24 protein-coding genes are annotated in these 26,295 nt (G+C 71.5%); 13 read left to right on the top strand and 11 right to left on the bottom strand.

The annotated features are described in order from the left end of the window. The first annotated feature begins 1 nt into the window (after nucleotide 1). The 3 genes from ACFVTF_RS03810 to ACFVTF_RS03800 are packed head-to-tail and all read left to right on the top strand — an operon-like array spanning nucleotide 2 to nucleotide 4,857. Nucleotides 2-952: an ABC transporter permease gene (locus ACFVTF_RS03810; RefSeq protein ID WP_387808536.1), complete on the top strand. Its 951-nt coding sequence runs from the start codon at nucleotides 2-4 to the stop codon at nucleotides 950-952. Beyond that, nucleotides 949-3,105: a dipeptide ABC transporter ATP-binding protein gene (locus tag ACFVTF_RS03805; RefSeq protein ID WP_387808534.1), complete on the top strand. Its 2,157-nt coding sequence runs from the start codon at nucleotides 949-951 to the stop codon at nucleotides 3,103-3,105. Before ACFVTF_RS03810 ends, ACFVTF_RS03805 begins: the two co-directional genes overlap by 4 nt. Before the next feature lie 51 nt (nucleotides 3,106-3,156). After that, the gene (locus tag ACFVTF_RS03800; protein ID WP_387808531.1) at nucleotides 3,157-4,857 is read left to right on the top strand and encodes an ABC transporter family substrate-binding protein; all 1,701 of its coding nucleotides are present in this window, start codon (nucleotides 3,157-3,159) and stop codon (nucleotides 4,855-4,857) included. A gap of 235 nt (nucleotides 4,858-5,092) precedes the next feature. Here the strand turns inward: ACFVTF_RS03800 and ACFVTF_RS03795 are convergent, their stop codons facing one another. The 5 genes from ACFVTF_RS03795 to ACFVTF_RS03775 form a co-directional block, all read right to left on the bottom strand. Further along, nucleotides 5,093-6,415, bottom strand: a complete 1,323-nt coding sequence (locus ACFVTF_RS03795; RefSeq protein WP_387808528.1) for an ALF repeat-containing protein — start codon at nucleotides 6,413-6,415, stop codon at nucleotides 5,093-5,095. A 195-nt stretch (nucleotides 6,416-6,610) separates the two neighbouring features. Beyond that, nucleotides 6,611-7,750, bottom strand: a complete 1,140-nt coding sequence (locus tag ACFVTF_RS03790) for an alpha/beta hydrolase family protein (protein WP_387808525.1) — start codon at nucleotides 7,748-7,750, stop codon at nucleotides 6,611-6,613. Between the two features lie 473 nt (nucleotides 7,751-8,223). Continuing rightward, on the bottom strand, nucleotides 8,224-8,733 hold the full coding sequence (locus ACFVTF_RS03785) for a hypothetical protein (RefSeq protein ID WP_387808522.1): 510 nt from the start codon (nucleotides 8,731-8,733) through the stop codon (nucleotides 8,224-8,226). Between the two features lie 204 nt (nucleotides 8,734-8,937). Further along, a complete protein-coding gene (locus tag ACFVTF_RS03780) occupies nucleotides 8,938-10,368 on the bottom strand; it encodes an alkaline phosphatase family protein (RefSeq protein WP_331745248.1) in 1,431 nt (476 codons plus the stop codon). A 307-nt stretch (nucleotides 10,369-10,675) separates the two neighbouring features. After that, on the bottom strand, nucleotides 10,676-11,161 hold the full coding sequence (locus tag ACFVTF_RS03775; RefSeq protein WP_387808519.1) for a MarR family winged helix-turn-helix transcriptional regulator: 486 nt from the start codon (nucleotides 11,159-11,161) through the stop codon (nucleotides 10,676-10,678). Between the two features lie 307 nt (nucleotides 11,162-11,468). Between ACFVTF_RS03775 and ACFVTF_RS03770 the strand changes: the two genes are divergently transcribed. From ACFVTF_RS03770 to ACFVTF_RS03735, 8 genes are all read left to right on the top strand, one after another. Continuing rightward, nucleotides 11,469-12,662: an MFS transporter gene (locus tag ACFVTF_RS03770; RefSeq protein ID WP_387808516.1), complete on the top strand. Its 1,194-nt coding sequence runs from the start codon at nucleotides 11,469-11,471 to the stop codon at nucleotides 12,660-12,662. Nucleotides 12,663-12,766: 104 nt separating this feature from the next. Beyond that, nucleotides 12,767-13,186, top strand: coding sequence for a heme-binding protein (locus tag ACFVTF_RS03765; RefSeq protein WP_387808513.1), 420 nt, complete (start codon nucleotides 12,767-12,769; stop codon nucleotides 13,184-13,186). Continuing rightward, entirely contained in the window at nucleotides 13,183-13,530 is a 348-nt protein-coding gene (locus ACFVTF_RS03760) for a nuclear transport factor 2 family protein (RefSeq protein WP_387808510.1), read from the top strand. Before ACFVTF_RS03765 ends, ACFVTF_RS03760 begins: the two co-directional genes overlap by 4 nt. Before the next feature lie 15 nt (nucleotides 13,531-13,545). Next, nucleotides 13,546-14,376 (top strand): aldo/keto reductase, encoded by an 831-nt coding sequence (locus ACFVTF_RS03755; protein WP_387808507.1) that lies wholly within the window; start codon nucleotides 13,546-13,548, stop codon nucleotides 14,374-14,376. Nucleotides 14,377-14,476: 100 nt separating this feature from the next. Continuing rightward, on the top strand, nucleotides 14,477-15,463 hold the full coding sequence (locus ACFVTF_RS03750) for a TIGR03571 family LLM class oxidoreductase (RefSeq protein ID WP_387808505.1): 987 nt from the start codon (nucleotides 14,477-14,479) through the stop codon (nucleotides 15,461-15,463). Between the two features lie 111 nt (nucleotides 15,464-15,574). Further along, nucleotides 15,575-16,585, top strand: coding sequence for an aldo/keto reductase (locus tag ACFVTF_RS03745; RefSeq protein ID WP_387808502.1), 1,011 nt, complete (start codon nucleotides 15,575-15,577; stop codon nucleotides 16,583-16,585). A gap of 30 nt (nucleotides 16,586-16,615) precedes the next feature. Beyond that, nucleotides 16,616-17,035 carry an SRPBCC family protein gene (locus ACFVTF_RS03740; protein ID WP_387808499.1) on the top strand — a complete coding sequence of 140 codons (420 nt, stop codon included), beginning with the start codon at nucleotides 16,616-16,618 and terminating at the stop codon, nucleotides 17,033-17,035. A gap of 483 nt (nucleotides 17,036-17,518) precedes the next feature. After that, nucleotides 17,519-17,767, top strand: coding sequence for a DUF5302 domain-containing protein (locus ACFVTF_RS03735; protein ID WP_387808496.1), 249 nt, complete (start codon nucleotides 17,519-17,521; stop codon nucleotides 17,765-17,767). A gap of 186 nt (nucleotides 17,768-17,953) precedes the next feature. On the opposite strand, the gene ACFVTF_RS03730 is transcribed toward ACFVTF_RS03735, so the two are convergent. Together ACFVTF_RS03730 and ACFVTF_RS03725 are read right to left on the bottom strand one after the other, a co-directional pair. Continuing rightward, entirely contained in the window at nucleotides 17,954-18,097 is a 144-nt protein-coding gene (locus ACFVTF_RS03730) for a hypothetical protein (RefSeq protein ID WP_387808493.1), read from the bottom strand. Between the two features lie 146 nt (nucleotides 18,098-18,243). Then, complete coding sequence (locus ACFVTF_RS03725) at nucleotides 18,244-18,456, bottom strand: hypothetical protein (protein WP_387808490.1); 213 nt, start codon at nucleotides 18,454-18,456, stop codon at nucleotides 18,244-18,246. Between the two features lie 1,074 nt (nucleotides 18,457-19,530). Here ACFVTF_RS03725 and ACFVTF_RS03720 point away from each other — a divergent pair. Both ACFVTF_RS03720 and ACFVTF_RS03715 read left to right on the top strand, forming a co-directional pair. Further along, the gene (locus ACFVTF_RS03720; protein WP_387808487.1) at nucleotides 19,531-20,136 is read left to right on the top strand and encodes a hypothetical protein; all 606 of its coding nucleotides are present in this window, start codon (nucleotides 19,531-19,533) and stop codon (nucleotides 20,134-20,136) included. 230 nt (nucleotides 20,137-20,366) lie between these two features. Further along, nucleotides 20,367-20,807 (top strand): hypothetical protein, encoded by a 441-nt coding sequence (locus ACFVTF_RS03715; protein WP_387808485.1) that lies wholly within the window; start codon nucleotides 20,367-20,369, stop codon nucleotides 20,805-20,807. Nucleotides 20,808-21,046: 239 nt separating this feature from the next. On the opposite strand, the gene ACFVTF_RS03710 is transcribed toward ACFVTF_RS03715, so the two are convergent. From ACFVTF_RS03710 to ACFVTF_RS03695, 4 genes are all read right to left on the bottom strand, one after another. After that, on the bottom strand, nucleotides 21,047-22,096 hold the full coding sequence (locus ACFVTF_RS03710) for a hypothetical protein (protein ID WP_387808482.1): 1,050 nt from the start codon (nucleotides 22,094-22,096) through the stop codon (nucleotides 21,047-21,049). 556 nt (nucleotides 22,097-22,652) lie between these two features. After that, entirely contained in the window at nucleotides 22,653-23,747 is a 1,095-nt protein-coding gene (locus ACFVTF_RS03705; protein ID WP_387808479.1) for a serine hydrolase domain-containing protein, read from the bottom strand. Between the two features lie 125 nt (nucleotides 23,748-23,872). Next, entirely contained in the window at nucleotides 23,873-24,235 is a 363-nt protein-coding gene (locus ACFVTF_RS03700) for a DUF4190 domain-containing protein (RefSeq protein ID WP_387808476.1), read from the bottom strand. 1,184 nt (nucleotides 24,236-25,419) lie between these two features. Further along, nucleotides 25,420-26,238, bottom strand: a complete 819-nt coding sequence (locus tag ACFVTF_RS03695; protein WP_387808473.1) for a glycoside hydrolase family protein — start codon at nucleotides 26,236-26,238, stop codon at nucleotides 25,420-25,422. Nucleotides 26,239-26,295 lie beyond the last annotated feature (57 nt).

Below are 26,295 nucleotides of genomic sequence, written 5' to 3'. Positions count from 1 at the left end.
GATGGGCACCCCTGTGAGCCCCGATGTGAGCCCCGATGTGCACGACGTGCACGACGTGCACGACGCGCACGACGTGCACGACGGGCAGTACCTGGGCCGGCACCGGCTCTACCTGCGGCGCTTCCTGCGCAACCGGATCGCCGTCGCCGGCGTGGTGATCTTCCTGCTGCTCGTGCTGTTCAGCGCGCTCGGCGACCTGTTCACCCCGTACGGCTACGCGGACGCCGACTTCTCGGCACTGACCCAGGCCCCCAGCGCCGAGCACTGGTTCGGCACCAACCAGGGCGGCAACGACGTCTACGCCGCCGCCGTGCACGGCCTCCAGCGTTCGCTGGCGATCGCGGTGAGCGTGTCCGTGCTGACCGTCGCCATCGCCGCGGTCGTGGGCGCGGGCGCGGCCTACTTCGGGGGCCGGGTGGAGAAGACCACCCTCGCCGTCATCCACTTCCTGCTGATCGTGCCCTCCTTCCTCATCCTCGCCCTGGTCTCGCACCGGCTGGCGGGCGACTGGCGGGTCCTCATCCTCGTGCTGACGGTGTTCGGCTGGATGTCCACCGCGCGCGTGGTCTGGTCGGTGTCCACGTCCCTGCGCGAACGCGACTACGTGCGCGCCGCGGAGTACATGGGCGTGCGCCCCCTGCGCATCGTGGTGCGCCACATCATCCCGAACCTGGGCTCCCTGCTCATCGTCAACCTCACCCTGGGCGTGGTCTCCACCGTGCTCAGCGAGACCGCCCTGTCCTTCCTGGGCTTCGGCGTGCAGACCCCGGACGTGTCGCTGGGCACGATGCTCGCCGACGGCGCGGGCACCATCACCAGCGCCCCCTGGCTCTTCGCCTTCCCCGCCGGGCTGACCGTCCTGCTCACCGTCTCGATGACCTTCGTCGGCGACGGCCTGCGCGACGCCCTCGACCCGACGTCCACCACCGGCGCGGCAGGAGGCCGACGATGACCCTCGCACCCGCCCACCGCACCGGGCCCGCGGCCGGCCCCCCGGCCGGGCCCACCGAGCCCGCACCCGTCCTGTCCGTACGCGACCTGAGCGTCTCCTTCCCCTCCGAGGCCGGACCGGTGGAGGCCGTGCGCGGCATCGGCTTCGACCTGCTGCCCGGGCGCACCCTGGGCATCGTCGGCGAGTCCGGCTCCGGCAAGTCCGCCACCGCCCTCGCCGTCATGGGCCTGCTGCCGCCCACCGCACGCCTCGGCGGCCGGATCCTGCTGGGCGGCCGCGACCTGGCGGCGATGGACGACAAGGCCCTCTCCCAGGTGCGCGGCAAGGACATCGGCATGGTCTTCCAGGACCCGATGTCCGCGCTCACACCCATCTTCAGCGTCGGCCGACTGCTCTCCCAGGCCCTGCGCGTGCACCGCGAACTGTCGAAGAAGGACGCGTGGGAGCAGGCGGTGGAACTGCTCGACCTGGTCGGCATCCCCGACCCGCGCGAACGCGCCAAGTCGTTCCCGCACGAGTTCTCCGGCGGCATGCGCCAACGCGTCGTCATCGCCCTGGCCATCGCCAACAAGCCCTCGGTCCTCGTCGCCGACGAGCCCACCACGGCGCTCGACGTCACCGTCCAGGCGCAGATCCTCGACGTGCTGCGCCTGGCCCAGCGCGAGACCGGCGCCGGCCTCGTCCTGATCACCCACGACCTGGGCGTGGTGGCCGGCCACGCCGACGACGTCGCCGTCATGTACGCCGGACGGATCGTCGAGCACGCGAGCGTCGACGAGCTCTTCCGCCGCCCCACGATGCCCTACACCGCCCGGCTGCTGGCCAGCGTCCCCACCGTGGACAGCGGCGTCGAACGGCCCCTGATCCCGGTCGGCGGCGAGCCGCCCTCCCTGGTCGGCCTGCCCGGCGGCTGCCCCTTCGCGCCCCGCTGCGCGGTGGCCCAGGACGTGTGCCGGACCACCGAACCGGACCTGACGGCACTGGACCCGAACGCACTTGATTTGACCGCACCGGACCCGACCGCACCGGGCGGGCAGCACGAACACGGCGGCCGCGTCGCCTGCCACCGCGCGCGGGAGATCGCCGACGGCACCCTCGACCCGGCCGGGCACGCCGCTGCCGTGCCGCCGGCCCGCGCCGGAGAACGGACCGCGGGCGAGGTGGTCCTGCGCGTGGAGGACCTGGTCAAGACCTTCCCCGTCACCAAGGGGGCCCTCCTCAAGCGCCGGGTGGGAACCCTGCACGCGGTCAACCACGTCAGCTTCGAACTGCGCGCGGGCGAGACCCTGGGCCTGGTGGGGGAGTCCGGCAGCGGCAAGACCACCACGCTGCGCGAGGTGCTGCGGCTGCGCGCCCCCGAGGGCGGCCGCATCGAGGTGGCCGGCACCGACGTCGCCACGCTGCGGTCGGCGGCCCAGGTGCGCGAGCTGCGCCGCGACGTCCAGATCGTCCTCCAGGACCCGACGGACGCCCTGGACCCCCGCCTGACCGTCTTCGACCTGCTGGCCGAACCGCTCCAGGCCGCCGGTGCCGACCGGACGGCCATCCGGTCCCGGGTCACCCGTCTGCTGGACCTGGTGGGCCTGGACCGCACCATGGGCGACCGCTTTCCCGCCGCCCTGTCCGGCGGCCAGCGCCAGCGCGTCGGCATCGCCCGCGCCCTGGCCCGTGAGCCGAAGCTGCTGGTCCTGGACGAACCGCTGTCCGCGCTGGACGTCTCCGTGCAGGCCGAGATCATCAACCTGCTCGCCCGGCTGAAGCGCGAACTGGGCCTGGCGTACCTGGTGGTGGCCCACGACCTGGCCGTGGTGCGCTACGTCTCCGACCGCATCGCGGTGATGTACCTCGGGCACATCGTCGAGTCCGGTGCCACCGAGGAGATCTTCGCCCGGCCCCGGCACCCGTACACCCAGGCCCTGCTCTCGGCGATCCCGGTGCCCGACCCGGAGCGCGAGCGCCACCGCGAGCGCGTCGTCCTCGCGGGCGAGCAGCCCAGTGCCACCCGGCTGCCGGAGGGCTGTGTGTTCGTCGACCGCTGCCCGCTGTACCGGGAGGCCGACGAGAGCGTACGGACCCGTTGCCGCACCGAGCGGCCGGCGACCGTCGGCGCCCCGGACGGCTCCGACCACCGGTACGCCTGCCACGCGGTCTGACACCCGCCCCGTCCCACCCCCCTTCTCACCGATTCCCACCAAGGACATCCCATGCGCCGGAAGCTCGCCCTGCCCCTCGCGCTCGCCGCGGCCGTCGCGGTCGCCGCCACCGCGTGCTCATCCCCGTCCTCGTCCTCCTCGTCCTCCTCCGGCGGATCCTCCGGCCCGAAGGCCGAGAACGCCGCCAAGGTCGCGTCCTCGGTCACCGACTACAACCCCCAGCCGTACGAGAACATCAAGGACGGCGGCACCTACACCACCGCGGGCACCTTCGACGAGCAGGGCAACCCCTTCAACGTCAACGGCACCCTGAACGCCTCGCGGATCTGGGCCTGGTACAACGCCCACGCCATCACCTACTCGCCCACCGGCGAGGTCCAGTACAACCCGGACTACTACAGCGACGTGAAGGTCTCGGTCGAGGGCGGCGACCAGAAGGTCGTCATCACCCTCAACCCCAAGGCCGTCTTCAACGACGGCACCCCCATCGACTGGCGGGCCATCGAGGCCACCTGGAAGGCCAACAACGGCTCGGACAAGGACTACGCGGCCTCCTCCACCGACGGCTACGACCGCATCACCTCCGTCACCCGGGGCGCCGACGACAAGCAGGCGGTCATCGCCTTCAAGGGCGTCAACGCCTCCTGGTCCGCGCTGTTCACCACCTTCCTGCACCCCCAGGCCGCCACCGTCGACAACTTCAACAAGGCGTACGTCAAGACGGCCCACCCCGAATGGGGCACCGGACCGTACACCGTGGGCACCTGGGACGACCACTCCGGCAACATCACCTTCGTGCGCAACCCCAACTGGTGGGGCCGGCCGGGCAAGCTCGACAAGCGCGTCTACGTCAACCTGGAGAGCGCCGCCTCGATCAACGCCTTCAAGAACGGCGAACTCGACTACGCCCCCGTCGGGACCGCGGAGAACCTCAAGCAGGTGAAGACGGTCAAGGACGCCGAGATCCGCAGCGGCGGCAGCCCCTTCGAGTACGCGCTGTACCTCAACGCCAAGTCCCCGTTCCTCGGTGACGTCCAGGTCCGCAAGGCGGTGCAGGAGAGCATCGACCGTCCGCAGATCACGAAGATCCGGTTCCAGGGCCTCGACTACACGGAGCCGCTGCCCGGCTCGGCGGTGCTCTACAGCTTCCAGCAGGGCTACCAGGACAACGTCGCCGCTGTTCTGAAGTACGACCCGCAGGAGGCGCGGAAGACCCTGGACGCGGCCGGCTGGAAGCCCGGAGCCGACGGCATCCGCGCCAAGGACGGCAAGCAACTCGAGCTCGGCTACACCGTGCTCGGCGACGACCCCATCGAGAAGGCCACCGCCGGAGCGCTCACCGCGATGCTCAAGGCCGTCGGCGTGAAGGTGAACGTCAACAAGGTCTCCGAGAACGACTTCTCCAAGGTGCTCAGCGACCGCCGCTTCGACCTGTTCATCTCCGGCAACCGCTCGACGGACCCCTTCGGCGCGCGGTACCTGTGCGACTTCTACTGCTCGGACCGTGACTCCAACATCACCGGAGCCGGAACTCCCGAGCTGGACAAGGAGATCCGCGCCACCGGTGAGATCGCCGACCTCGGCCAGCAGGTCGCGGCCGTCAACAAGGTCGAGCAGAAGGCCCTCCAGCAGTACGCCTTCCTGCCGCTCTACAGTGGCCCCTCCACCTACGGCATCAGGAAGGGCCTCGCCAACGTCGGTGCCACCATCTTCTACAGCCCGCTGCCCGAGACCATCGGCTGGCAGAAGTAGCACCGCTGTTCCGGCGACGCGGCGGATCGCCGCCACCTGCCGGTGAACAGCCATGAGTTCGTGTCGGATGGTTCAGGACCGGACAACAACGGCCGGGTCCCCACGTCCGTCGACGTGGGGACCCGGCCATCTGCGCATCGGCGGACACCCGCTGCCCCGTCTGGGGGTGTGGGCGCGGGTGTGTGTGGCGCTCCGCCGGCCGGCATGAGGTGTGCCGACCGGCGGAGGAGGGTGATCAGGCCTGCGAGCGGCGGCGCGAGGCGACGACCGCGCCGGCGCCCAGCACGACGGCCGCGCCGGCGGCGGCGCCGAGCTGCCCGAGCGGGGCGGTCGAACCGGTGGCGGCCAGCGAGCCACCGGCGGCACCCCGGCCGTCCGTGGTGGCAGCGGTGGCCGTCGTCGTGGTGGTCGTCGTGCCGCCGGCGGCCGGGACGGGGGCGACCGTGGCGTCGGGGGCCACGGCGGTGACCGCCTGGGTGGTGCCGGAGCCGCCCCGCGAGCTGTCCTTGGCGGTTTCGGCCGTGGTCTTCGCGGCGGCCTCGTCCTTGGCCCGGGCGGTGAACTGGCCCTCCTTCAGGAAGGCCCGGACGTCCGCGACGCCGCCGTCGAGCGCGGCGAGGCCGGCCTTGCGGACCTCGGGCCCCCCGGCCTCGACGAGCTGCGAGACACGGATCCGGTCGTCGCTCGCCCGCAGCGGCTCCAACTGCGTCTTCAGGAAGTTCTCGACGTCCGCCGCGCTGCCGGCGAGCGCCTTCTCGGCCGCCTCCCGGATGTGGCGGCCGGTGCCCGCGTCGGCGAGGACGTCCTGGACCTTGGCGCGGTTCTCGTCCTCCGCCCGGGCGACGTACTGGCCGGTCTTCAGGAAGGCGCGGACGTCCTCGATGGTGCCGGACATCGCGGCGTTGGCGGCCTTCTTCACCGCCGGGCCGCCGTTGGACATGATCTGGCTGAGCAGGACCCGGTCGTCGTGCTCGGCGGCCGTCTTCAGCCCCGTGTTGAGGAAGCGCTCGACATCCGCGGCGGTTCCCGCCAGCGCCTGCTGGGCGCCCTCGCGCACACCCGGCCCGCTCTTCGGGTCGTCGAGGAGCTGCTGCAGCTTGGCGCGGTTCTCGTCCTCGGCCCGGGCCGTGTACTGGCCGACGTTCAGGTAGGCGCGGAACACGTCGAGGTCGTTCGAGTCGATCGCGGCGTTGGCGGCCTTCTTGACGACCGGGCCGGCGGCGTTCATGGTCCGCGCGATCGCGATCCGCGCGTCGTCCCGGCGGATCCTGTCCGCCTCCACGGCGAGGAAGCGCGCCCGGTCCGCGGGGGTGCCGGCGAGGGCCTGGCCCGCGTGCTCGCGCAGGTAGTCGCTCGGAGCCGTGAGCAGGTAGTCGTTCGGGTAGACGAGCAGCCTCTCGATCGCCGCCCGGTTCTCCTCGTCCGCCTTGGTCTCGGCCGGGTCGGTCTGCGCCTGCCCCGTCGGGACGGTGTCGGCGAACGCCGGGGCGGCGCCCAGGGCGACGGGTGCGGCGGCCGCGGCGAGGAGGACGGCAGCGAGCGAATTGCGGATCTTCAACGGTCCCCCGGGATCTGAAACACGGATGAGCCCGACGCGGCTTGGTGACGGTCGGCCGGGTGATCGTATAGCAACGGTACCCCCCGCTGGCGAACACATTTCCGTCACGTCACACGCCTCGGCTTCGTCGCGAACCACCTGGTCACACCGGCTCACACCGGCTCACACCGGCCGGGAAAGCTGCCCGGCGGGTCCTCAGCGCAGCTGACTGAACCAGCGCACGACGGCGGCGGTACCGGCGACGTTGGAGCCGAGGTGTCTGGAACCCGCGAAGTCGGGGGTGCCGAGGTCGACGACCGCCGCGTTCACGCCGTGCGATCGCAGTGTGGCCTCGCAGTGGTCGGTGTTGGCGTTGGCCGCCTGCTCGTCCGCGTCGGCCGTGTACAGGCGGAGCGGGGCGCGTGGTGCCCAGTCGCAGGTGCTGTCGGCCACCCGAAGTGCCTTGGCCAGTCGGCCGGTTGGGTGGCGCAGCAGCTCGAAGCCGTGCGGGGTGAGCAGTGCGTCGATGGTGTCGGGTGTGCCGGCGAAGAGTTGCGGGCCGGTGTGTGAACCGTCGAACAGCGCCTCGACCGTGCGGTCGTACGGGGCCTGGAACACCTCGTCGGGGGAGTCGTAGAGATGGTGCAGCCGGTTCCAGGCGACGAGGAGGTAGGCCGAGTACAGCACACTTGACTTCGTGTCGAGGGAGCCGTCGAGCAGCGCCGGCAGCTCGGCGTGCCGGAAGTCGTAGGCGCCGCTGACCGGCGCGACGGCCCGGAGCCGGAACCACCGGTCGTCGCCGGCCTGGAGTGCCCGTGCGAGTCCCATCGCCGCCGAGGCGCCCTGGGAGAACCCGGTGACCAACACGTCGTGCCCCAGTGCCCGGCCCGTACGCGGGACGAAGGCGCGGGCGGCCCGGAGCATGTCCAGGGAGGCGGTGGTCTCCGACGGCACGTCCATCCAGGGGTGGAGTCCCGGGCCGGCGCCCAGGCCGAGGTAGTCCGGGGCGACGGCGGCGAACCCGGCGGACGCGTACGTGATGGCAGGTGAGGACACGAACCCGGCCTTGGCCGTGGCGGACGGGGCGTCGGCCCGGTAACTGGCCGTGCCGTGGGTGAACGACACCGTCCGCAACTCGTGTTCGCCGCCGCGGGGCAGCACCAGCAGTCCGCTGGCGGTGATCGGCCGGCCGCCGGGATCCACGGTGCGGTACACCAACCGGTAGGCGTCCACCCCGAACCGGACTGCACCCGCGTCATACCCGGCGGCGGCCAGCGCCCCGGCGACGTCCTCCTTCGCGGCCAGGGTGGTCGTCTGCTGAACGGAAACCAGCCGTCCGCGATCGCTCCGATGCACCGTGTCCGCCGAGGCGGCTCCCGTCGACACGGCCGCGGTAACCAGGACGGCCAGGACTGTCCCGACGTTCCGCCGGCCGAGCACGGGCCGTGGCGTGCCTGCTAAGTAGGTGGATTTCATGCCACCGACGCTACGCATGGTCACCCTCGTGCCACAGTCCGGCCAGCGGGCGTATCCGTCCTGGGGCTAGCCCTACCGCGACACCGAAGAGCTCGACCGGATGGCCCACACCCGTCTCGACCGCTCCGTCGACGAACTTCTCGGACCGAACTGCACTGACAGCCCTGTCGTGGGCATGTCTCCATGTCCGGCCCCGGACAGTCCGGTTGGCGACAGCCGGAACATCTTCCGGCGCCTTCGACGAGCGGGAAAGCTGGTGACCGCCGCCAGGGAGAACAACCCCAGCCTGATCACCCGAAGCCACCAGGCCTCGCCCCGGCTCAACCGGCGCTAACCGGGAAGGAGAGGCGCCGTCAACCCCGCTCGCCAGGATCGGCGGCGAGGCGGCCGAGCATCGCCATCACGGTGATCCGCGCGTCCTTGTCGTTCGTCACCGCGCAGTGGGCGGAGACGCCTCGCTCGTCCGGGTCTTCATCCGGATCGGTCAGGCCCACCCTGACCAGGTCGACGGCGTACTCGCGGCACTGGGAGTAGTCCGCTGCGGCGCGCACCGCCTCGACGTGGTCGATGCGGTCGGGGTCCGCGGCGCGCAGCAGGGCGGGGGTGGGCATCGGGCCCAGCGTCTCCCCGATCCATTCCGAGACGGTCTCCCGGGGGCAGCCCTGCTCCAACCGCGAAGCGCTCGCCGCGGTGAGCGCCAGGTGGATGAGGAGCGTCCCGAACCATCTGGCGGCCTCGGCCGGAGGCGTGTCCGTACCCGCCGGCGGCATCACGGCGCGGTACAGCGCAGCCAGGTCATCGGCGTGTGCGGCGGCGGCGACTGCCTTCACGGCGCTGCCGAGGGCAGCCTGGTCGATGGTCACGTCGGTGCTTCTTTCCATAGTCGGCAGCCGCCAACTTACCGCTCCGGCGCGGTCGAAGGGCCGCCAACCGCATCATTCCGTGGAATCGGCTCCGTCAAGCAGCGGTCGTCATCCGGTGGCTGTCGTGATCTGCTGTGCGGCCGCTGCTCGTGCAGCGGCCTTCGGTCCGGGCCCTGGCCGAAGGCCGCCGAGTCCTACTGGGCGCTATCGGGGCAGGTGCGGCCGGTCGCCGGGCTCCTGGGTGGGGAACTTCTGGCCCGCGCCGGGAAGGGCGGGCGCCGGATTGTTCGCCACCTCGTACTTGGCCAGTTCGAGCTGCTCGGCGGTCGGGGGCAGTGCCGGGGCCTTGCACACGCCGCCGTTGAACTGGAAGGCCGAGGTCAGGTCCCCGAAGGCGCTGCGACGCCAGTCGGTGACGGTGGCCGACCGGACTCCGGTGAACCGCTCCAGGAACTGCAGCACCGAGGTGTGGTCGAAGGCCTCGCCGGCGACCCAACCACCCGTCGTCCAAGGCGAGATGATGATGCACGGCACCCGGAAGCCGCCGCCGATCGGCAGGCCGCCGACGAATTCGCCCGGCGTGCCGGCCGGGGGCACCGGCGGCGGCACGTGGTCGAACAGGCCGTCGTTCTCGTCGTAGTTGAGGATGAAGACCGTCTTCGCCCAGACCTCGGGGTTCGAGGCGACCGCCTCGATCTTGGAGGCGACGTAGTCCGCACCGGCGGCGGGCAGGTAGTCCGGGTGTTCGGACTGGTAGCTGGTCGGCAGGATCCAGGAGACGGCGGGCAGCCGGTTGTTGCGCGCGTCGTCCTCGAAGGTGCCGGCGGGCCGGGCCGTCATGCCCTTGTGGTGCAGTGCGCTGCCGGGCGCGGCCTGCTGGAAGCTCTTGAAGAGCGAGAGCATGTTGGTGCCGTAGTTGTCGGCCTCCTGGTAGACCTGCCAGCTGACGCCGGCCGCCTCCAGCTGCTCGGGGTAGGTCTTCCAGGTCAGCGGCTTGGGCGCCGAGTTCTTGATGATCGGGCCGCCCTGGCCGCCGTCGGCGCCGATCGAACCCGTCATCCAGTACAGCCGGTTGGGCCAGGTCGGTCCCTGGACCGAGCAGAAGTAGTTGTCGCAGATGGTGAACGACTCGGCCAGGGCGAACTGGAAGGGGATGTCCTCCCGGGTGTAGTACCCCATCACGTACGGGCCGTTGACGCCGTCGGCGGACCGGTGCGCGGGCAGCCACCGGTCCATCTTCCCGCCGTTCCAGGCCCGGTGCTGCACCGCCCAGGAGTGGCTGGTGGACGGGATCGCCTGCGCGCTCGTGGTGAGGGTGTCCAGGTGGAACGGCAGCAGGTAGCCGTCCGGGTTGACGCTGTCGGGCTGGTAGAACACCGAGCGCCCGTTGTCCAGCCGCAGGGCGTTCGGGTCCGCGAAGCCGCGGACACCGGCCAGCGTGCCGAAGTAGTGGTCGAAGGACCGGTTCTCCTGCATCAGCAGGACCACGTGTTCGACGTCCCGCAGCGAACCGGACTTCGGCACCCCCGCCGCCACCGCTCGCTGGACACTCGGTGGCAGCAGGCTCATCGCCGCTGCCGCTCCCATCGCGCCGGCCGCCGATCCCAGCAGCCTCCGTCGGGTCATTCCGGACATCAGCTCTACCTCTCCGTCGCGCCGGTGCGCGTGCGGGATGTCACCGCACCGGACCACCTGTGGTCTTCCCCCAGGTGCTTCGGGACAGTGGAGATGACGGATGAACAGTCAAGGAATGTCAGGTACCCGCCAGGCAGCCGCGGTCGCCCCCGCAGCACACTGCCGAAAGCTTCGAAGGGATGCCCGAACACCGGACGGGCGCGGTCAGCGCGCTGATGGCCAGGCAGTGCTGATGAGAGGTCAGAGTGGCGGCGGTCAGCACGAAGCCCCGGAACCGTCTGGGAGAGGTTCCGGGGCTTCGTCGTGCTCAGCGCGTGGCAGCGGGCTCCGGGAGCCGTCGCGACGTGTTCATCTCCTCGACGGTGGCGACCAGCGGGGCCAGCTCGGGGTTCTTGGCGGCCTCGTCCAGTGCCTCCCGGAGGGCGGCCTCGTTGGTCGGCCTGGCCGCTTCCAGGAGCTCCAGGCCGGGCCCGGTCACGTCGGTGTAGATGCCGCGGCGGTCGGTCGCGCAGAGGTAGCGCGAGAGCAGGCCGCGGTCCTCCAGCCGGGTGACGAGGCGGGTGGTGGCGCTCTGGCTGAGCACCACCGCGTCGGCGACCTGCTTCATCTGCAGGTGTCCGCCCTCGCCGTCGTGCTGGCGGCTGAGCACGTCGAGCAGCGAGTACTCGCGCACGCTCAGGTCGTGCTCGGCCTGGAGGGTGCGCTCGATGTGCGCCTCGATCCGGCCGGCCAGGAGGTAGAGGGCGGCCCAGCCGTTGGCGAGGGCGGTCAGCGCGGGGTCCGTGGCGGTCATGGGCGTGGCTCCTTCCGGGTGCGACGCCCTCAAGGATAAGCCCTTGCACAGAATACCGGCTAGCGCACATATCCAGCCCATGCAAATATTGCCTTCCGTGGTGCCGGGCCGCGCCACCCGCCGCCGTCCGGCTCCACGGCCCGCCCGGCGGGCCGACGCGATCCGGACCCCCGCCCGCGTCCGCATGCCCACGGCCATCGCCGACCATCGGCGGCAGGCGAATGCCCGCATTTGCACTTAGCCCGCGCATGCAACTATTGTTGGAGCACGTAAGGCGCAACAGCAATCGTATGGAGGGCTGCACACCATGCCTCTCGCGCTCCTAGCCCTGGCCATCGGGGCCTTCGGGATCGGTACGACCGAGTTCGTGGTCATGGGCCTGCTGCCCGAGATCGCCGGCGACTACGGGGTGTCCATCCCCTCCGCCGGGCTCCTGGTCACCGGTTACGCGATCGGCGTCGTCATCGGCGCCCCGCTGATGACGGTGCTCGGCACCCGGATCGGCCGCAAGACGATGCTCATGATCCTCATGGGCCTGTTCGTGGCGGGGAACCTGCTCTCCGCCGTGGCACCGACCATGGGAGTGATGCTCGCCGGCCGCATCGTGGCCTCCCTCGCCCACGGCGCGTTCTTCGGCATCGGCTCGGTGGTCGCCGCCGACCTGGTGGCCCCCGACAGGAAGGCCGGGGCCATCGCCATGATGTTCACCGGCCTCACCGTCGCCAACATCGTCGGCGTGCCGCTGGGCACCTTCATCGGCCAGGCCGTCGGCTGGCGCGTCACCTTCGCCGTCGTCGCCGCGCTCGGCGTGGTCGGCCTGCTCGGCATCGCCAAGCTCGTCCCCGCCCTGCCCCGCCCCGAGGGCGCCCACCTGCGCCGCGAGCTCACGGCGTTCCGCAACCCGCAGGTCCTGCTCGCCATGGCGATGACCGTCCTCGGCTTCGGCGGTGTCTTCGCGGCGATCACCTACATCGCGCCGATGATGACCAACGTGGCCGGTTACTCGGACGGTGCCGTCACCTGGCTGCTGGTCCTGTTCGGCGTCGGGATGTTCCTCGGCAACCTGCTCGGCGGCAAGTTCGCCGACCGCAAGCTGATGCCGATGCTCTACGCCTCCCTCGGCGGACTCGCCGTCGTGCTGGCCCTGTTCACCTTCACCGCGCACAACAAGATCCTCGCCGCGGTCTCCATCCTGCTCGTCGGGGCGCTCGGCTTCGCCACCGTCCCGCCGCTGCAGAAGCGGGTCCTCGACCAGGCGCACGGCGCGCCCACCCTGGCCTCCGCCGTCAACATCGGCGCCTTCAACCTCGGCAACGCCCTCGCCGCCTGGCTCGGCGGCCAGGTGATCGCGGCCGGCCTCGGCTACACCGCCCCGAACTGGGTCGGCGCGTTGCTCGCCGGAGCCGCGCTGCTGCTGGCAGTCTGGTCCGCCGTCCTGGAGCGCCGCACCCCCGTACGGGAGGGCGCCGTCACCGCCGCTCCCGTCCCCGTCCACCACTGACGGCCCCCCTCCCCGTTCCCCCTCCCCGTTCCCCCCTCCCGGTCCACCACTGACCGCCCCCTCCCCGTTCCCCCCTCCCCGTTCCTTCCAGGAGAAGCGCCACCATGAGCACCACCCTCACCCCGCTGACCACCGCCGACGCCGAGACCCTCGTCGCCGCCGCCCGCCGCGCCGCCCAGGCTGCCGGGGTCGCGGTCAGCGTCACCGTCCTGGACGTGGGCGGCCACCTGCTCGCCTTCCTCCGCGACGACAGCGCCGTGCTGATCTCCGGGGAGACCAGCACCCGCAAGGCGTACACCGCCCTCCAGCTGGGCGCCCCCACCGCCGACCTGGTCGACCTGGTCAAGCCGGACGGACCGTTCCACACCCTGGCCACCGCGCTCGACCGGCCGCTCCTCTTCATCGCCGGTGGCGTCCCGATCCACCGCGACGGCAAGCTCGTCGGCGCCATCGGCCTCGGCGGCGGCGCCCCGGAGCAGGACCACTCCTTCGCCACCGCCGCGCTGGCGGAACTCGCCCGGTGACCCGCACGCCGCAGGAGGTCTTCACCGACCACGGGCAGCGCCTGGGCACCGGGGACCTCGACCACATCGCCGGGAACTACACCGAGGACACCGTCCTCATCACTCCCGAGGGCGCGTACCAGGGCCGTGACGGGGTCCGGCGGGTCATCGGCCGCCTCCTGGCCGATCTCCCGGACGCCGACTGGCAGCTGGACCCGCAGTTCGCGGGCGGGGTGCTGTTCCTCCAGTGGACCGCGGCCACGGCCACTCACCAGGTCACCGACGGCACCGACACCTTCGTCTTCCGCGACGGGCTCATCAGCGCCCAGACCGTCCGCTACACCCTCACCGACCTTCCCCGCTGAAAGGAAGCACGCACCATGAACAACCCCACCGTCCCCACCGTGAAGCTCAACAACGGCGTCGAGATGCCCCAGCTCGGCTTCGGTGTCTTCCAGGTCCCCGACGACGAGACCACCGCCGCCGTCACCTCCGCCCTGGAGGCCGGCTACCGCAGCATCGACACCGCCGCGATCTACGGCAACGAGACCGGTGTCGGCCGCGCCCTGGCCGCCTCCGGCCTGCCGCGCGAGGACCTGTTCGTCACCACCAAGCTGTGGAACGCCGACCAGGGCTACGACGCCACCCTGCGCGCCTTCGACGCCAGCCTCGCCAAGCTCGGCCTCGCGTACCTCGACCTCTACCTGATCCACTGGCCCACCCCGGCCCGCGACCTCTACTCGGACTCCTGGCGCGCCGTCGAGCGCCTCGCCTCCGAGGGCCGCATCCGCGCCGCAGGCGTCTCCAACTTCCAGCCCGCCCACCTCCAGCGCCTGCTGGACGACAGCCGGCTGGTGCCCGCCGTGAACCAGGTCGAGCTGCACCCCGGCCTCCAGCAGGCCGAGCTGCGCGCCTTCCACGCCGAGCACGGCATCGCCACCGAGGCGTGGAGCCCGCTCGCCCAGGGCGCCGTCCTGGACGACCCGGCGATCACCGCGATCGCCGCCCGCACCGGCAAGTCCGCCGCCCAGGTGGTCCTGCGCTGGCACCTCCAGCTCGGCAACATCGTCATCCCGAAGTCCGTCACCCCGGCGCGCATCCGCCAGAACCTGGACGTCTTCGACTTCCGGCTGACCGACGAGGACATGGCCGCCATCGCCGCCACCGACCGCGACCTGCGGACCGGCCCGCACCCGGACCAGTTCAACTGACCGACCCCGCACCCCCGGAAGCCCGCTGCGGGCCGGCCCTTCCCGGCCGACCCGCAGCGGGCTTCGCCCGTTCCCCCCTGCTCCGAGGAGCGATTCACCCATGGCACCCCGTCACCCCGCCCTCGCCCGCCTCGCCCCCGGCGAGGGCCGGCTCACCCTCGGCCTGGAACTCCCCCTCGACAACGACTGGGGCCCGTCCCGGCAGGCCACCGACCGTACGGCCGGCCGCCCCCACGGCGTCCCGGACCTCGCCGACCACGCGCGCCTCGCCCGGCTCGCCGACCGGCTCGGCTTCGCCGGCCTCTGGGTGCGCGACGTCCCGCTCTTCGACCCCGTCCGCTTCGGGGACGCCGGGACGGTCTTCGAGACCTTCACCCACCTCGGCCACCTCGCCGCCGTCACCGAGCACGCCGTCCTCGGCACCGCGGCCGTCGTCCTGCCGCTGCGCGAACCGCTGCTCGTCGCCAAGGCCGCCGCCACCGTCGACGCGCTCTCCGGCGGCCGGATGCTGCTCGGCCTCGCCAGCGGCGACCGTCCCGTCGAGTACCCGCTCTTCGGGCGGGACTTCGAGGCCCGCGGCGCCGCCTTCCGCGAGGGAGTGCACACCCTGCGCGCCGCCTGGCGCCCGGGCCCGATGGAACTGCCCGGGGTCGGGCTCGGCTCGGACTTCCAGCTGGAGGTCCTGCCGAAACCGGTGGAGGCGGCGGGCATCCCGATCGCCGTCGCCGGCGGTGCCCAGCAGACGCCCGAGTGGATCGCCGAGCACGCCGACGTCTCGCTCAACTACCCCCGCGACCTGGGCGCGCTGCGCCTGCGGACCCGCCAGTGGCGCGAACTCGCCGGGGACAAGCCGTACGTGACCCCGATGGTGCTCACCCTCCAGGAGGACCCGGACGCCCCGGCCCGTCCGATCCGGCTCGGCCTCAGCACCGGCCGCCATGCCCTGATCGAGCACCTGGAGACCATGGCGCTGTTCGGGGTCTCGCACGTCTCCTTCAACCTGCGGCCCAACGACCGGCCGGTGGAGGAGCTGCTGCAGGAGCTCGCGGAGTACGTCCTGCCGCGTTTCCCCGCATCCGTCGCGTAGAGCCCTTGCATTACCGCGCGTCTGCAACTATTGTTAAAGCATGCAAGACGCGCTCGCATCTAATGAGTGACCCTTGCGCCCCCACACTCTCCGTCGTGAAAAGGCACCACCATGACCCTCAAGGAACTCCTCCCCGGCAAGCTCGGCTACGGCACCGCCCCGCTCGGCAACATGTTCCGCGCGATCCCCGACCAGGAGGCCGCCGCCACCGTCGAGGCCGCCTGGCAGCAGGGCGTCCGCTACTACGACACCGCCCCCTTCTACGGCGCCGGCCTCGCCGAGGAGCGCCTCGGCGAGGTCCTCTCCGCCAAGCCCCGCGACGAGTATGTGCTCTCCACCAAGGTCGGCCGCGTCATCCTCGACGAGCTGGAGGACGGCGCCCGCGAACTCGGCGAGAAGGGCGGCCTGTTCGAGCACGGCAACCCCAACAAGATGCTGCACGTCTGGACCGCCGAGGCCACCGAGCGCTCCATCGAGGACAGCCTCAAGCGCCTGCGCACCGACCGCCTGGACATCGTCTGGGTCCACGACATCGCCCAGGACTTCCACGGCGACCAGTGGCTGGCCAAGTTCGAGGAGGCCCGCACCGGCGCCTTCCGCGTCCTGTCCCGCCTGCGCGACGAGGGCGTCATCGGGGCCTGGGGCCTCGGCGTCAACAAGACCGAGCCGATCGAGCTCACCCTCGCCCTCGACGAGCCCCGCCCGGACGGCTTCCTCCTCGCCGGCCGCTACACCCTCCTCGACCACGAGCACGCCCTCCAGCGCCTGCTGCCGATGGCGCAGGAGCAGGGCGTCGGCATGGTCGTCGGCGGCCCCTACAGCTCCGGCATCCTCGCCGGCGGCACCCACTTCGAGTACCAGGAAGCCCCCGCGCACATCGTCGAGCGCGTCACCCGGCTCAAGGACCTGGCCGCGAAGCACGGCGTGAGCATCAAGGCCGCCGCCCTGCAGTTCTCCCTCGCCCACCCGGTCACCGCCGCGGTCGTCGCCGGCGCCACCAAGCCCAGCCGCATCGCCGAGGACCAGGCGGCGCTCAACGAGGCCGTCCCCGCCGCGTTCTGGCAGGAGCTGCGCTCCGCCGACCTCGTCAGCCCGGCCGCCCCGCTGCCGTACGGCGCCTGAACCACCCCCGACCCGTCAGGAAATCCGATCATGGCCTCCACCTCCGTCAGCCGCATCGTCCCCGCCTCCCCCGACCAGGTGTGGAACCTCATCGGCGGCTTCGACTCCCTCCCCGACTGGCTCCCGTACATTCCCGAGAGCACCGCCCTCGAAGGCGGCCGCGTCCGCCGCCTGCGCAACCCCGAGGGCGGGGTCATCATCGAGCGCCTCGTCGCCTTCAACGAGACCGAGCGCCACTACAGCTACGCCATCCTGGAAGCCCCGTTCCCCGTCAACGGCTACGTCTCCACGATCCGCGTCCACGCCGTCCCCGGCCAGGAGAACGTCTCCGAGGTCCAGTGGTCCGGCCGCTTCAACCCCGACGGCGCCACCGAGGACGAGGCCGTGGCCCTCTTCACCGCCATCTACCGCGACGGCCTCGACGCCCTCCACGCCACCCTCGCCGCCTGAGACCCCGTCCTCCCGCAAGCCCGGGTACGCCCCCCCGCGTACCCGGGCTGCCGGCTCGTTCGGGGCCCCGGGGGGCCCGCGCCAGACGCGGGGGAGGGTGGCGTCGAACGGGCCACCGGCGGTCGATAAGTTGCACTTCGAGGTCCGCGATGCGCTTCTCGGCGAAGCGGAGGTCGGACAGGACCTCGACCGGGGGGAACCCCGTCGACTCGGTCGACGATGTGTCGCGGGCGCTCCGCCGGCTCGCCCTCGCGATCTCGACGCCTGCTGGCCGGCGAGCTCCCCGCCATTCCTACTCGCGGGTAACCCGGCAGGGCCCCGTCGGGGCCCTGCCGGAGAGATCCGGCCGGGTCCTGAGGGCCGGGCGGGCGTGCGGGTTCTGTTCGTACAGGATCGGCACCCACCCGCAGATGGGGTGCTCGGGCATGACATGGTGTGCGTGAAGTCGGCAACCGCCACCATCCCTCAAGGAAGAGGTTCTGCATGAGCAGCGACGTGGAGTCATCCGAGAACCCGGAGAACGCCAAGAGCCCGGAGGCCACGGAGGCTGCCGAGGCCCCCGCGCCCGCCGCCCAGGACGACGTCAAGGCCCGTTTCCTCGCCGCCCTGGAGCGCAAGCACGGCGCCAAGTCCGGTAGCGCGGCCGGCGGCCCCAGTGGCGACTCGAAGATCCACGGCGCTCACGGCGCGGTGGGCGGCAAGCGCAACTTCCGCCGCAAGAGCGGTGGTTGATCAGTCCGGTTCACGCCGGTGGCCGCCAGGCCCGGTCCTGACCGGGCGGCCGTAGCTGTACGCGACAGGCAAGGTCTTCGTTCGAGTGCGCCGGGTGCGGGGCCTTGCCTGCCGGGGGTCGGCCGGGCACGTGGAGAAGGCGGCGCCGGGTGTTCGGCCCTTCGGAGTCGCCCTGTGGGGGTTTCGTCACGCCTCCGCGATGACCTGAGCTTCGAGCCGATCCTGCTCGGCAACCGCGTCCGGAAGGCGGAGCAGGATCCGGTGCCGGGCGGCGAGCACCCCGAGGACCGGGTACTCCTCGCCGATCCGCACGCCCGGACGCTCGTTCACCACCGTCGAGGTCCCAGGCCTGATGGTTTCGATGCATCGGACGATCACCGCGGCAGCCTGCGCAGTTGCCGGCCCCGTCGGCTCCAGGCCCGGGGTCGCTGATCGAACTGCCACCGGCCGTGCACCGCTCCGTCTCTCGCCGGTGCCTACGGCTTGATCACGAAGTACATGACCAGGCCCGCGGTCAGACACAGGAACAACTGCACCAGCAGACCCGCGGGGATCGGTACCTCGCCCGTCTCGCCCGCCTGCCGCGCCGCGAGGTACCGGCGCGACAGCTTCCCCAGGTGCCCGGCCGTCCCCAGCGCCATCGACAGCATCACCAGGGAGTACATGGACAGCGCATCGGCCTGGTCCATGCCCTTCAGGCCGCCCCGCGCCTCGCCCCGACAGGACCCGGCAAGATCCCGGCCGGCTCCCTGCAGAGTCCCGGCAAGACCGCCTCCGCTCCTGCCCCGGTGTCCCCGGGGCCGTCCGTGATCGGGCGGTGCGCGGTCAGGCGCGGGTGGCATCGATACGAGTGCGGGCGAGCAGCACGTGCCAGCAGCACCGGCCGGGCCTGCGGGTCCGCCACCCGTTCGTGGGCCAGCTGTTGGAGCAGGTGCCACGGAATGCCCTTCTCCGCGCAGCGGTACTCGCTCCAACTGGTCCTGCCGACGGGGTAGCGCCGGGCAGGCTCGTGGACAGTGACCCCGACGGCACCTCCCGCACGAACCGGGCCAGGGCATCCGCCTCCTGGGGTCTCCCACTTGCCCCTGCCCTTGTCCGCGGCCAAACCGGATTGTCCGCCGCCCACCTGGCCCTCGACCGGATTCCTGTAGATGGACAATCGAGCAGGCCGCACTGTGGAGTCTCCACCGGTTCTTCGGACAACTTGCAGGGTCCCAAAAGGCCGTCTGCGCGTACGAGCACGACCGGCTGGCGCGCTGGGAAGCCGCTCCGGCCACGCCGCGAACAGCGCGGCGCCACCGGGGGAGGCGCCACGTGGGGGAGGCGCCGACGTCACCGAGCACGCTGGAGAAGTCCCCTCCGAGAACGCGTCGGCAGGAGGACGAGCACACCGGGGCGCGCTGCCAAGGAATCGGAACCGGATCACTCGGCAGGAAGCACGAAAGAAGGAGGCTTTGTGGAAGGCGCGATCGGGACAGCCCTCGCGGCAGGCACGGCGGTGGCCGCCGCAGGCACGGGCGGCTCGGCATGAGCGGCCCGACCACCCGTCACGGTAAGTCGCGCATCTACTGCGGCGACGGGCAGTTCGGCCATAAGCAACACACGCGTTTTCGCAAGTGAGCGGATCCGGCCGTCCCGGGGGCCGGCCTGCCGGCGGACCGGTGGCAGCCTGCCCCCGGGATCGGAAATCCAGCCGGACCAAAAACCGACTGAACATCAATTCCTTTTATTCACCTAATCATTGACGAGACAGGAGTCCCCGGATGGCTGGTTCACGTACCCTTCGCCCGGCAGTAGCCCTGGCCGCCGCCGCGATGGCCGTCACCGCGCTGCTCGCCCAGGCACCCGCCGCGACGGCCGTCCCCGCCCCGCCGGCCCCGCACCTCCGGGCCACCCCGAACCTTCCGCCGCTCCCCCCGGATGCCGCCGTCGTCCCCGGGGCAGCCGTGTACGTGGACCAGCACACCGCAACGGCGGGCACGCTGCTGACCGTCACCCTGTCCCTGACCAACACCGAGTCGACCGACATCAACTTCGTCTACGAGTACCTCCAGGCGACCTGGCCCGAGAACCAGAACCAGAACGCCTACGCCGTCGTCTCCTGCACCGGCGACATCACCGACTGCACCCACACCGACAAGAACGCGGCGCTCCACCTCAACACGCCGATACCTCCGGGAGCCACCCGCACCGTGAAGGTCGGCGTCCAGATTCCCGCGAACCTCTCCTGCTACCAGCAGCTGAACCTCAACTGGGTGCCCTACATCTACTACGAGTTCAACAACGCGACCCAGGCGAAGGACCAGAACTGGCAACAAGGCCTGCCCGCACTGCAGACCACCATCCTCTGCCCCGCCCAACCCGCCTGACCGCCGCCCTGCACACCGCCGTCCCGGAACGGGAGTGTCATGAATTCGGCTTTGTCCCGAAATCGGCGGTAGCGAAGGGGCGCCGGCATCGTTGGCATGGCGTGCGAGATGTCAACGAGCTTGTGTTGTCGGCGCTGGTCATCGAGGACGTGGTAGATGAAGCCGGCCGTCTCCCTGATTGCAGAGGCCCTGGTGCGCGGGGTGGCGGCCGGGCAGGCTAGTTTGGTCGGGTGAGTCTCCTCGATGATGTGGCTGAGCGCGACGGCTGGCGCTGCTGGGTGTGCGACGAACCGGTCGACCCCGACGAGTCGGTGAACGATCCCAGGGGGCCCAGCGTTGACAGCCGGACCGCCGACCGGAAGGCCAAGGTCGCGGAGCGGCTCGCGCACCGCGGGTGCAACAGCCGCAAGGGCGCGGTCAAGGTGGTCATCGCCTGGCCGGACCGCCTGTACGTGGCCGAACCCGCGCCGCTGATCACCGTTGCCGCGAGGCTGGAGCGCAAGGGGGGCCGCGAGATGGTGGGCCGTTGTCCGACCAGGCAGGACGCCCAGGAAGCGGCGGAGTGGCTGGTGGACCGGTTCTCCCGACTGGTACCGGGGCTTCCGGTGACCGCCGACATCGAGGCGGGCGGCGGCCAGTTCCTCGTCATCCTGGCCACCGGCCGCCGCTGACCGGGGACCACCGGCGCACACCCGCGTCGAGCTGAACCGCCGGCCCAGATCGACCCGCCCTGACGAAGGCTGACCCACGGGCGCGCGACGGGCTGCGACTCCCCGGCTTCGCCCCGATGAGCCTGCTCCTCCAGCGCGCCGGGCCTGCCACCGTCACGACCATCGCGTGACCAGGGCAGTCCCCCCACCCGCCGATCGCACTGCCGGACCCGCCCCCGCGAGCAGCTGGTGCGACCGCGTCAGGCCGCCGCGCGGGCGGCCTTGCTACGGGCGGCGTCGAAGACCGCGGCCGGGTTCCCGTAGTAGATCCACGGGCCGGCGATCTCCCGGCCCATCCCGCGGAAGAGCTCCAGGGCCTGCGCCGGGCGGCCGTTCTCGATCAGGCCGTGGGCGATCCAGCCACGCGCCGGGACGATGCCGGGGTGGGCAGGGTCGGCGGCCGCCAGGTCGGCCAGGGCCGCGTCGAGGGCGGCCGTGTACTCGGCGGAACGGTAGAGCGAGGCCGCGGACTTGTCGCGCAGGATCTGCTCCCAGTACGCCCGCAGCCTCAGCGCGGTCAGCAGGCTGCCCGCCGGCGCTCCGGCGATCGCCTTGTCCACGAACTCGTGCATCAACTCGTTACTGCCGAGCCACTTCTCGCACCAGTACTGCAGCGCGGCGGTGTGCGCGCCGTGGTGGTGGGGCTCGCGGGCCACGATCTCCGACCACAGCGCGCGGTAGCGCTCGTGCGACCAGCCCTGGCCCATCGCGATCGACTGCTGCACCACCCAGGCGTTCGGGTCCCCGGCCGGGGCGAGTCGGATCGCCTCGTGCGACACCTCCGCTGCCTCCTGAAGCACCTGGTGAAAGCCCATGGCCTGTTCGCGGGTCACCTGAGAGGCGTACTTCGCGGTGCGGATCTCCCACGCCCGCTTGACCAGGGCGTCGGTATGCACCTGGGCGGCCTCGGGGCTGTCCGGCTGCTCCTTGCGCCACTGCCGGAGCCAGGTGTCGTCGGTGGCCGCGAGGTCGCCGAACGGGTTCATCCGGGCGTAGCGGATGCTCCAGTCGCCGTCGCCGTCGGAGAGGTAGGCCGCGGCGGGTCGCCAGTCCCCCGCCTTGGCCGCATCCAGGGCCGCCCGCGCCGCCGGGTCGGCGGGTTCGCTGCCCACTTCGACCAGTTCGGCGCGCGGCACCAGGCCCGTTGCGGGCGCATCGTGGCCCGCGGTGGCCTTGCGGTGCTTGTTCAGCCAGAGGCCCAGCCTGATGAGGAGGACGAGGAGGGTGACGATGACGAACGGGTGAGGCATGGACCTGCTTCTCTATGGAACTTTGTCGCACAGGTGTGCGTTTGGTGGAGATCGTATCGTTCGGACACTGAGCCATGAACGGGTTTTCCGAGGCCGACGCCCGCGCAGTGCGACAGGCCCCGTCTGAGCGGAAGTCAGCACACGTTTGCCGAACAGCCCGAGGCCACCGGGCGTAGCACACAGGCCGCTCTCACCTGCGAGGCCGGCGCCTACAAGGTTCGCCGTACCTGGCAAAGGCAGGACGGTACGGGTGCGTACACCCTGACCGGAGTCCGACGGCCCACACCCCGTGAGCGGCCCCGCACGTGAACCCCAGGCCTCCCGGTTTCGTGCGGGGCCGTCCGCGTCCCTACTCCCACCCCGGTCCTGGGGACCAGTGGAGCAGTCGATATGACTGCTCCACTGGCCCCCCACGGCCGGGCTCACAGGACCGGAAGCTCGACGACCCTGCATCACATCGCGTCCCACCGACAACACAAGCTGGGATGAATCAACCCGAACTGTTCGACAGCAACGCAGCCTGGAATCGCGACGGTGGTTCTCAAAGAGGCGTGGTTCAGCCGCACAGGGCCGCGTCGACGGCATCCTCGGTTGGCTGCAGGTCCGCTTGGCTGGTCGGGTCGACGGTCATCGTGACGCTGGCGGCGCGTCCGTCGTCGGTGGCGGCGCTCCAGGTTCCGTAGCCGGGGATGCTGCCGTTGTGCCACCAGACGGTCTTGTGGCACGACAGCTGTGTCCTCATGATTCCCAGTCCGTAGTCGTAGCCGGGCACGCCCGTGGGGACGGTGGTGCGCATCTGCTTGAGCGCGGGGCCGCTGAGGAGGTGGCCTTCCTTCACGAGCTCGGAGAAGAACCGGGTGAGGTCGGAGCTGGTGGAGACCATCGCGCCCGCCGCCCAGGCCGCGGAGGGGTCGATCTCGGCGACATCGCGCAGCGGTCCGTTCGGGCGGTCCTTGTGGTAGCCCTGGGGGTGGGGCCCTCGAAGGGTGGTCTCGGCGGGGGCGGGGAGGTAGGTGTGGCGCAGCCCGATCTTCTTGACGATGCGCTTGTCGACCTCCTCGGCAAGAGGCCGTCCGGTGACCTTTTCCACGATCATCCCGGCCACCAGGTAGTTCGTGTTGCTGTACCCCCAACTCGTTCCCGGGGCGAAGACGGCTTCGTGTCGCAGCGCGATGCCCAGGGTGTCGCGGGGGGAGAGGTAGCGGCGCTGGAGGATGTCGTCGGTGACGTCGTCCTCGTAGTCGGGAAGTCCGCTGGTGTGCTGCAGTAGTTGACGCATCGTCATCTTGCGCCCGTCGATCCCCTGCCCGCGCAGGAGGCCGGGCAGGTAGGTCTCGACCGGGACGTCGAGGCGGATCCTGCCCTCGCCGACCAGCTGCAGCACGACTACCGCGGTGAACGTCTTGGTGACGCTGCCGATCCGCACCTCGCCGTCCCCGGGCACCTTCGCACCGGTGGCCAGGTCCCCGACGCCCGCGGCATAGGTACGGGTGTGGCCGGCCCGGTCACGGACGGCAGCCAGAGCGCCGGGCGCGTGATCGGGGCCCACCATGGCGTTCAGACGCTGCTGGACGGCGTCTGGCCTGGCTGCCCCCGAGGCGGCGCCGGCGGACGGGGCGAGCGCGCCGAGGGCGAGGGCCCCGATGGCCACGGCGACGGCAGTGTGAGTCGTCCTGCGACGCGGGACGTGGAACCGAAGCGGCATACGTGTGTTCATGGAAATGTCACCTCTGATGGTGTGTGCGGTTTGGGTGTTCGCCGGGGTTTCCGGCGCGGTCAGTGCCCGGAGAGGTTGCGGCGGACGCACTCGACGTACTGGTGGAGGTCGTCGGGGCGGTAGCACTCCTGGGTGTGGTTCGCATACCAGGCGATGAAGACGGCGGCCAGGACGGACGCCGCGATCGCGGCGAGCGAGAGCAGCAGGCCGACGAGCGCGCGGCCCCGGCCGGTGCCGGTGCGCCCGGACGCTCGCAGGCCGACGGCGCCCGTGACCAGGCCGACGGCGCCGAACAGGCCGCCGACGACCGCGAACGAGGTGAACAGGCCGAGCGCGCCCAGCACCACGGCCGCCGTCGCCGGGGCGTTGCGTGCTGCTGCTGCTGCTGCGGGCCGGGCGGCCGCCGTTCCAGGGGTGTGCATCCGCTGTCCTTCCGTGATCGGCCCGGTCGCTCCGGGCCTGACCGATCCTGGAACACAGCGCCCCGTGCGCGCCTCCCGGTCGGGAGGGAAACCGCGCTCCCCCGATCGGGGGAGGAGACGGGGGATACGGGACGTCATACTTGGCGTCCATGACCTGGGGAATCCGGCCGTTGCTACGCGGCTCCACATGCACGGGCGTGCTGTTCGCGTTCCCGGGCTCGGCGCCGAGCACGGTGCTGCTGTCGGCTTTGGCCGGGAGCCGCAGTCACTGCCACAGCGTCAGTGGAGGGGCCGGCGGATTCGCCAGAGGCTCCGACTCCTGGCCGTTGGTTTCCTCCGACGTCGGCGAATACGCTGCCGTCAGTTCCAGCTCCCGAGCTTGGCGTAGCCGGCGGTAGGCATCGCGCTCGCTGACGTAGAGGGCGTTCCCGACAGCGAGGGCACCGTTGTTCCGTCTGGCCTGCTGGGGCTCCTGGACCAATCTGGGCACCGGTCCGCTGTCGGCGGCGGTGGCCAGCTCCTCCTCCGCCACGCAGTCGGCCGACGGTGGCCGCGCATAGGTGGAACGGCCCCTCGTGGTTCGCCGAGATCTCCGGGCAGGTCCCGGGCGGCGCCTGGGGCGACCGCCGTAACGGCGGTTGCGCCGGGGGGTTGGCCGCCGGCGGGTCCCGCGTGATGGGGCCGGGGCCCGGGGGCCGTACGCCTTCGCCGTTGCCGCCGTCCGGTCGCCTGGTCACCGTCTCCGGTCTGTCGGGGCGCTGCTGGAAGGGCACCGGGGAGTGCGCTCGGCTGCGTGGCCTCGGTGTGGTCCACGACTACGCGGACCTGTCGGGTTGGGCAGGCCTGAGGCGGGGTGTTCGGCGTGCTGGAGGAGCGTACCGGTGCGTTTGCCGGCGGCTGGCCTGGGCGCCGGATCCGTCCTGACCGCTGGCGCCAGGCGCTGCCGTCCGGTGTCGGCGGCGGCCCTGTACAGCCCGTGGCGAGCAACGTGTTCGCGGGCGACGGCCACCTGGGGAATCCCGTGGGCCGGTGCAGGGCCGGCCGATGAGCCGCGGTGGTCGGCTACGGGCCGTCGCCCGGCGGGTGGGCACGTGTGTCCATCCGCCGGGCTCTCCGGCCCCGGTTCTGCGCCGATCCGGGCGTCATGGTCATCCGCGTCCGTCTGCGGGCGCGGGCCAGCGCGTTCAGCCGGCCGCGCGGTAGGCCGTGCCCACCCGGTTGGGGGTGGCCCGGTTGTAGAGGCCGGTGCCGCCACGGTCCGCGGAGAGGGTGAACCACGCGTAGCGCTCGACGAAGGGGAGTCCCTGGAGCATGGCGGTCGACTTCGTCACGAACGCGGCCTGTTGTTCCGGTGTCGGATACCTCGGGGTGCCGCTGGAGAAGTCGATCAGGGCGTACTCGGTGAGCCAGATCGGCTTCTTGTAGCGGTTGTAGACGGCCTGGAGGTAGCTGCGCAGTTGGCCGGTCGCGGCGTCGGCGCGGAAGTCCGAGCCGTACCAGTGCAGGGGGATGAAGTCGACCTTGTCGTGGCGGGCGGCGGCGCCCTTCATGAACTGGTCGAGCCAGCCGCCCGCGACGTCGCCGCCGCCCGCCACCGCGGGTGCCCCCAGGCGCATCCCGGTCGACTGGAGCCGGGGCCACAGGTCGAGGGCCCTGGTGACGCTCATGTTGGCCTGTGCCGGCAGGTCGGGTTCGTTGAAGCCGAGCAGGGTCGTGCCCTCCTGCCGGGCCGTTCGCAGTTGTGCGTCGGTCACCGAGCCGGCGCCCCAGATCATGGGGACGAACTCGACGCCGCCCGGCGGCTTGATCTGCTGGCGGTCCGAGGCCCAGGTGTAGAACCAGCCGGCCCTGGAGTCGGCCAGCGCCTTGGTGACGTCGGTGAAGTTCCAGGCGCTCACGCCCTTCTTCTTCGCCGGGGCGGCGGTCGCGTCGGCCGCACTGCCGACCGTGAGGCAGGTGAGTACCGCGAGCAGGGCGGTGAACAGGCGCATTCGACGGGGCAAGGCGTTCCTCTCGTGGGTCGCGCGGCCGTGACGGGGCCAGCAGCGGCTCGGACCGGG

This window comes from Kitasatospora sp. NPDC057940 (genome assembly GCF_042887425.1).
Lineage (GTDB): Bacteria > Actinomycetota > Actinomycetes > Streptomycetales > Streptomycetaceae > Kitasatospora.
Note: the sequence above shows the minus strand (reverse complement) of the source record. Positions and strands in the feature narration are given on the sequence as shown.